Origin of the sequence: Pseudomonas graminis (assembly GCF_900111735.1) — a bacterium.
GTDB lineage: Bacteria > Pseudomonadota > Gammaproteobacteria > Pseudomonadales > Pseudomonadaceae > Aquipseudomonas > Aquipseudomonas graminis.
This window is the reverse complement of sequence record NZ_FOHW01000073.1, coordinates 1-7380: the sequence shown is the minus strand read 5'-3', so window position 1 is coordinate 7380 and position 7380 is coordinate 1. Positions and strand designations below refer to the sequence as shown.

7 protein-coding genes and 1 pseudogene are annotated in these 7380 nt (G+C 48.5%); all 8 read right to left on the bottom strand.

What is annotated here, in order from left to right:
- A pseudogene (locus BMY98_RS28240) lies at positions 1-218 on the bottom strand (hemagglutinin repeat-containing protein); the annotation flags it as partial.
- A 145-nt stretch (positions 219-363) separates the two neighbouring features.
- Positions 364-1098 carry a hypothetical protein gene (locus BMY98_RS26250; RefSeq protein ID WP_245760127.1) on the bottom strand — a complete coding sequence of 245 codons (735 nt, stop codon included), beginning with the start codon at positions 1096-1098 and terminating at the stop codon, positions 364-366.
- A gap of 210 nt (positions 1099-1308) precedes the next feature.
- Positions 1309-1845, bottom strand: coding sequence for a hypothetical protein (locus BMY98_RS26245; protein WP_139214589.1), 537 nt, complete (start codon positions 1843-1845; stop codon positions 1309-1311).
- A gap of 812 nt (positions 1846-2657) precedes the next feature.
- Complete coding sequence (locus tag BMY98_RS27140; RefSeq protein WP_139214588.1) at positions 2658-3206, bottom strand: hypothetical protein; 549 nt, start codon at positions 3204-3206, stop codon at positions 2658-2660.
- A gap of 414 nt (positions 3207-3620) precedes the next feature.
- Complete coding sequence (locus BMY98_RS26230) at positions 3621-4412, bottom strand: hypothetical protein (protein WP_074893686.1); 792 nt, start codon at positions 4410-4412, stop codon at positions 3621-3623.
- A gap of 9 nt (positions 4413-4421) precedes the next feature.
- The gene (locus tag BMY98_RS27135) at positions 4422-4952 is read right to left on the bottom strand and encodes a lipase chaperone (RefSeq protein ID WP_139214587.1); all 531 of its coding nucleotides are present in this window, start codon (positions 4950-4952) and stop codon (positions 4422-4424) included.
- A 60-nt stretch (positions 4953-5012) separates the two neighbouring features.
- The gene (locus BMY98_RS26225; protein ID WP_074893684.1) at positions 5013-5417 is read right to left on the bottom strand and encodes a DUF6911 family protein; all 405 of its coding nucleotides are present in this window, start codon (positions 5415-5417) and stop codon (positions 5013-5015) included.
- Positions 5414-7380 (bottom strand): cytidine deaminase-like fold-containing protein (locus tag BMY98_RS27475; RefSeq protein WP_217648337.1); only part of this gene is annotated, 1967 nt, incomplete at its 5' end. The genes BMY98_RS27475 and BMY98_RS26225, both read right to left, overlap by 4 nt.

The window sequence follows — 7380 nt, the reverse complement described above, 5'->3', positions numbered from 1 at the left end:
ACGCTGCGCTCGTTGGTGACATCGCCGCCGATGGCGGTCACGGTGACGTCGCGACCGGCGATGATGCCGCCCGCTTTGTTGATGACGTCGTTGCCCGCGAGCAGGTCCAGGCGGTTGCCGGCTGAAATCAGGCCGCTGTTTACCAGGTCATTGCCGGCGGTGGCCGACAGGTTGCGCCTGGCTTTGAGGGTGCCGACGTTGTCGAGGTTCTGGCCGGCAAAAGTATCTAATCCGTCATAATGCTTTAAGCGAAATCAATATTTAGCCTTACTTAAGTGCACTCCGCGCAACAGCTCTCACCTGTGAGATTGAAGAACAAATGAGCCCATACCCTTTTATCGTCTGTACTTCAATCCCGACGCTTCACTTTACAATCTCATCTTTTACTAAAAACAAGTCTTTGCGGAACAACTTCTTAAGTTCAGCTCGACGACTTGAAAACAACAAAAAGTCTTCTGCTACATCTTGAATATTCTCTGTAACCCTTACCAAATACCCATGACTTAAGCTTTCTATCAAAAAACCTGAGGCGGCGATCCGATCAAAGTCCACCTCCGCGGCGAACTCCTCTCCAAAAAACATTGCCCAACCCATATTCGGCACATCTGGCTTCAGTGCTGAGTTGAATGACCCCAGTTGAAAACTATCATACTTTTCGTGAGCGCCAAGCTCAGGGTTAGTAAAGTGATGAAGCATGCCTAATTGTGGTGGAAATAATTTGCACCATTCTTTGAGGAGCGAATACCAGTCAATCTTAGCACTGACGGCGGAGCGGAAGCTGACTGAACCAGGAACGAGTTGCCCCCTTGCGTTGCGCGCTGTATGCACGACACTACCAGAACATTTGAGTGTTTTCTTTCGTCGCCAAGCGAAATCCTGATAAAAATCTGATAGAGCACCGTTTATTCGGATGGATGCCTTTGATGCCCAGATTCCCTTACTCTCATTTTTTCCCATAAAGGCGTCTACAAATTTATCTGCATTATGCGAAACCTGCTCAGGAGCAAGTAATCCCCCGTCTACATTTAGTGAGTCGATCAACTCTTCACCAACCCGCCAATTAGTTGTCTCTGCTTTGGTTCTGATTGCAATCTGCATATATGATTTCATATTCAAAACTTCGTCAACTCCCCAGTACTTGGATTGTATCTATAGACATCACCGCCGGTACTTCTCACTTGCCGCATGAGTTCGCCCGAAACGGTATTTGTTCTAGGACTCACAACGAGATTCAAAGGTTGGCCGGTATCGCTAGCAACTTTAGATCAAAGGGGTCCGTCCCCTTTTATTCTTCAAACAGGTCTTCAACTAAGCTGAGCTTGGGGGGCTTATTGCATCAGGGGTAACCTGGCACGGCCCTTTTGCACCGATCGCAAGGGTATCAGACCCGTCGTTTTGAGGTGTGGGCTTCGGCTTCGGCGGAGTTTCAACGGGATTCGGAGCATCAGGCACATCCAAATCCCGCCCGACCGCCTCAAGCTTGGCTAGCTTCGTCTCCAGCGATTTTGCTTTATACCCTGCTACGGCTGTCTTGACAGCATTGCTCGTCAGATCAATGCCCATCTTCGACAATTCTGAAGCGGCCTGCGCTACGTTGGTCTGCCCACCCGCCAATGCACTGACAAAAATTGAGGCGGCGAGTCCCAAGCTTGTCCCCAACTGCTCGGCGTTAGCGCCCCCCCCCTCCTGCAAGGCAACGGCAATTTGGTTCAACTGCACATCTAACGACTCGGCGGCAGTACCAAGAAGCTGTCGACCAGACGTGGTGGCAAGGAACTCCTGCATCGCATAAACGCTTTCCGCGGGGTGCTTCACTAGATTTGAGGCACTATTGAGTGAGCTCAAACCCGAATCTGCCAAACCTACGCCGAGTCCGACAAGCAGTGGCTTCCCAGTGAGGAAGTCTTCGGATTAAGGGGTCTGTCCTCTTTTATCCCAAAAACACCGGCGCAAGGCCGGTGTCGAAAATGTCAGATCAAGTTGAAACTTCTAAAACTCACCAAACCTCATGGGTCTCGGCTCTGTAATTCTTTTCAATACGCTCAACAAGCAATGGCGCACTGATAATTCCTCTTGTGGAATGGTTCAGCTCTTCCGAGCTAATCTCTCTCTCCAGCCGAAGTGCTTCGCTTCCATTCCAAAGCCAAATAGAGCCTCCCGGCCCGCCATTCCTGAAACGAAACGTAGGAGACACTTGTAACCTTTCGGGAACCGGAACATTTGCCACAGCGGATAGAAGGGCCTTGATTCACCGCACTTTGAACAACAAAAAATGCGGAAAATTGTGGTTCACCATCAACAACAACCGAAAAATCTTTTGGCTGTTCATTATGAAATCCGGGGAAAACACGTATTAAAACACCAAATCCCGGATGCTTATGAGTAACTTGCGCATATGCGACACCCTGCGAGGTTAATGGATTAAGGGGTCTGTCACCTTTTATCTACGGAGCTTGGTTCCATCCGACCACCTTAATCCGAGAGCTAGACACATCATATAGTGCACGCCCCTCAGGACCGTAGACAACAACATGCCCATTTCCAAGACTTTCATCAGAATCGAGAGTTTGCCCTTGCAACGGATACTGAACACTGGATAAAAAGGGGTCCGTCCCCTTTTATCGCTGTGGGATATATTCTGAAGGCCTGGTATAGAGCTAATTCGTAAAAAAAGAATTAACCATATCTTCTGTGAGATCCTGATATGACAACCGCAACAGGTGAGCCAGCGCAAAGCCTACTCTCTCAAAAAACTGTTCACTTGAAGAAACATCTCCATATGCAGCACAACAAATATCTATCTGACCTTGATTAGCATTAACATCTTTGGCGAGCCCCTGCTTCAAACCAGCGATCGACGCCTTTGCGTACTCAACTGGCAAACCCACATGTGCCACTTCAAAACCATCAATAAGTGAGCCTTTATAAATCGCACAAGTCGAAGAGTCGCTAATGACATTTATTTTAAGACTCCCCCCTGAAGATTGGTAATGTAGACCAAGTAGCGCATACAAAGAGCGCGCACCTCTGGGATTCATAACCTCAAGTACTATATTGCGCAATTCAGGTGATTTATTTTTATCACCTGTAGAATCTAAACCAGATCCATCAGGACCTCGCCATTTACAATCAACAACATGAGGATGAGGCTCATCACACCAAAGACGGAATCGTCCAAATCGCCCAACACGACCACTTATCATCATTGCTGCCCCCAAAATTACAACCAGTTAGGAATGAAAGATCCGGGCTCAGCAGCATTGATAGCGTTAATGACGTCCGGATGATAAACGCTATATGGGGAAACTTCATAATTACCCTGTGCCCCTTGGTGTGCAGTACTGTAATCCAACCCTCTACTCATCATAGTGGACTCAGATAACTCGCGAATATAGAAGCTTGCATCTGCGCCTTCTATTGATATCCCATCAGCTAGAGCTGTTCGCAGCCGGCTAACCATTAGATTGTTCTCTGAAAAAATCAAGGGGTCCGCCCCTTTAATACGGGGACATCAGCTATTTTTTGACCTTGCGAGTAAAAAGGGGTCCGTCCCCTTTTATCGATTGAAGAAAGGGGCCGCCCCCCATTATCAATCTGCTAAATAAATTAGATATCAAAACCTATCCCACTGAAACAAAATCAGGACGAGGCACTTTGGGCATGTCTTCGTAAGCTTTCAAAACAGTCTGCAACGGCGTCAAGGTTTCGTCATTGTGCCAGTAAACAATTTTAAGCCATGTTGCTGCACGAATATATTGCCCACCACCCAACCAAGTTTTTTGTAAATTGGCTTGAAGCATTTTTCTGCCGGCCCTAAAAAGTTCGTCCTCATCAAAATCCTGAAGAGTTGTTCGATGAAGACACAAAGCATAACCAAAGTCTTGAGGCTTCAAAACGCCGGATAACAAAATCTCTTTTTTACCATTCCAACGCTGATACATCTCAACACCTGACTCAAAGCCTTCGTCATGCTCCCCGGCCTGATATGCAAAAGCCATGTAGTCATCTAAGCCAGTTTTGACGATATCATGCGTTGACCACGGGCGTTTTTCGTAACGCCAACGAGCTTCCTCATACACACGTGCCAGCCCCCACTCACCTTCAGAATTCCAGCCCGTGTCCATCCATTCACCCAAAGCTTTGGCCCAGTGCAAGGTTGTTCTGTGACCATTAATGTCTGGCCCGAACGCCTCATCGACTTCTATTGCCTTATCTATCCATTGCAGTGAGCGGCGGATTACGGGGGCAATCTCGCCGTGGAGGCCTACAAGCCAAGCTGAAATCACATCGGACAAATCAGACTTGGCAACATTCCCCATTGGCCGCGCTGGATCATACTGTGCCTCCAATTGCCATTTAAGCATAGCGTCACTAAAACCATTAAACCGTGTTTTGATCGGATCAAAGAGCATAAGTTATCCTCAACATGGATTATTTCCGCAAAATCTTACAGGTGTTGAATTTCTTGCAGCACCAGAGCCAACTGTATTGGCACTGAAATTACCATCCCTTAAGTTTTGAATGGCTTGCTGCTTTACTGCATCCGGCAGATTAGAATTTCTGATTGCTGTCTGCGCGTCGGAGACTGCACCATTCAGCGCATTCGAACCTGGCGTAAACGTTGGAGAAGAATGCACATTTTGAGCGCTGCTACGAAATTTGTTATCCCACAGAGAAACCCAGCCGGTAGCTGAGTTGACTGAGATCACATCCGCGCCGTGCGTACCGATGGCATCACCGTATCTAACCACCGTTTCACTGGGAATGTTTGCAATATCGTTCGCCAACTTCAATTCGCCCACGTAACCGTTGATTTGAGAATTTGCGATATTTGGATTGGATGAGGAAAGTGTTTTTGGGATGTAATAGAGGCCAGCAACAGGATCAGGTAGATTTGGATTCAGCGCAACCCCATTGCTTTGTCTTAATGAGGTTGCTGGATTAGCGGCCAAGTCACCAGCTGCCGCCTCTACACCTTTTGCACCAACTAGTCAGACGATATTTAGTGAAACTTACGCCATGATATCCACAGACACATTTCCTGAACGAGCAAACTCGATAAAAATAGAACAAACAATTTCCACATCATGTGTGACCGCTCTAGCAGGATACATCTCCCCTAAAATGCTGACGAGTTCGTTTTTTGAGTTGAGATCAGTCATAGCTCTGACGACATGCTCACCATCTTTATCATACTCGCTAAGCATCAGAAAAAAACTTTCACTTTCAACATAAAGCGCCAATTCATAGGGGCGACCTTCAGATTCAGACTCGCACCGCATCTTGATAACGCCGGAGCCTTTACCAATGGAAGTCAATACCCCTCGAACATCCAATTCTTCGGGATCCATGATAGCTTCTAACTGATGGCGATATCCATCAGCGTCAACAATATAGCCGCCAAAAACCATACTCATAGCACCTCCTTAATCGACCGCATTCCCGGCACCCAATTATATTTTTTTGGTAATCCAGTTACGTCGTCTATCGCTTGAATAGTCAAAGAACTCAATCCGGATTTTTCCGCAGCGGCCGCTATATCACCTTTGCAAAATCCACATACATCTTTACCTGCAACGCTCATAGCCATATCAGCACCTTGAGTCTTGCCAGCATTATATGCCTGCTGTATGACGCCAATTTCTGCATGAGCGTCAGCCATATTTCCATTCGGCAAAGATTTTCCTGTTGCTTCAGTTTTGGCCGTTACTCGATCAGCTATCAGAGTTGGCTCATCTGGATTTGCCTGAGCTACTGGACGAGCTGTTTGGTTTACATCAGTAAATGCCGCATCTCCAATTTTTCCCTCTGCGGTGACAACCGGAGAAATACCTTTTGCACCACCAATTAAAGCACCTTCCGCTGCGCCGGCTGCTCCAACCCCGTCAGCAAAAACCTTTGCGGCGATCGAGATCTTAATCGCCATCTCTTCTTCGAGCAAGAAAGCGAGTTGCCCAATCCTGGCGTCGTCCTCTTGGGCGGCGGCGATCTGAGCGCTGTGGCCAATGCTGTTATAGAGATGCTCGTCCTCGGAGCGCGGTCGAACCTGAGTCTGAAAGAAGTCCTGAATCGTCTGCGAATTGGCGGCCGTCCACGCTGCCTTCTGTTCTGCGGTGCCTGCAAATGGATAATCGTAAATTTTGTACGCACCATTCTGTTGCAGGCCGGATAAGGCATTCTGGGCAGCTGGGATACCTACCTGACCAGCCATTTCATCGAGATAAGATTTAAAGTCGTTATTGAGCTCCTCTCGCTCAGCATTAGTTAGCGGCTGATCGGTGTGTAGCTTGTCGAGAAGAAAGTCACTTCGTTGATCGCTCTGCCATGCGCTAACAAATTCCGCCTTTTGCTCCGCAGTAGCATTGCCGTTTTTCATCGCTTCACGGTCTGCATCGCGTCGCGCCTGTGAAACCGGCCCGAGAAAGTTGTATTCGGTTGCATTGGCTGCAACAGCTGCTCCAACGTTCAGCTTGCCACCTGTCGCAGCCGCTGCAAGAACGCCGATCAGCTGAGACACACCCAACAATTTGGCGCTCTCAGCTTTTTGTTGTTCTGCTGTAGCTGTTCCGTTCAACGTGTTTGGCGCCACCACGCTGGCCACCGCTTCAACGAGCGCTTCATCACCGCCAGCCGCAAGCGCTCCAGTCGCAAAATCACCGCCTTGAGCCATCGACAGTAATCCGCCCAACATTGCATGAAGGCCAACCTTTGTTATTTTGCCGCCAGCAAATGATGAACCACTGATGCTGTTGGCTAGCGTTGCACCCGCAATAGTCACGCCTTCTCCAGCCAGCGCACCAAGAAAGTTTTTCCCAAGACTTCCGCCTTGGAGAACTGTGGTGATAAACGCATTTGCGAGTGCTGTTTCACCCGCCGCAATTACAGTATTTGCGTTTAGCACCGTTGGATCAAAGTTGAAAGTCTGACCGACGTCAGCAGTGAGTGCGGCAACCGTAGCATTTTTAAGGCTACTGCCGCTGAACGTATCTTCAAGCGCAGCACCAATATTGCCTTTGTTTGAGATCGCACTATTTATGCCGGTGTTGGCCAGACTTCCCACAAAAGCGGCTTCAGTGCTAGATAATCCAAGACCCGCAGGGCCTAGTGCGACTGCCAATGCAATGGCGAGGACCAGTTGCGCGCCTGCACCCAACCCGGAATTACTGTACTTAAAGGAGTCATGCGCCTCCTTCACCAGCTTCCAATCAACATCCCCCCGCTTTTCAGCATCCTTCAGCCAAGCCAGTTCAGGATCAGCCTTGACCATCGCATCAATCGCCTGGCTCACCGTCTGCTGATTAACCTGCTTAACCTCGATGTGCAGGCCATCCACCGCATTGATTGCCACAGCGCCTTTGGCGATCAGCTCACTCTGGCGCA

Bases quoted from the DNA above. Each gene is read 5' to 3' on its own strand.
- BMY98_RS26250 (WP_245760127.1), bottom strand. From the start codon at position 1,098: ATGCAGATTGCAATCAGAACCAAAGCAGAGACAACTAATTGGCGGGTT.
- BMY98_RS27140 (WP_139214588.1), bottom strand. From the start codon at position 3,206: ATGATGATAAGTGGTCGTGTTGGGCGATTTGGACGATTCCGTCTTTGG.
- BMY98_RS26230 (WP_074893686.1), bottom strand. From the start codon at position 4,412: ATGCTCTTTGATCCGATCAAAACACGGTTTAATGGTTTTAGTGACGCT.
- BMY98_RS26225 (WP_074893684.1), bottom strand. From the start codon at position 5,417: ATGAGTATGGTTTTTGGCGGCTATATTGTTGACGCTGATGGATATCGC.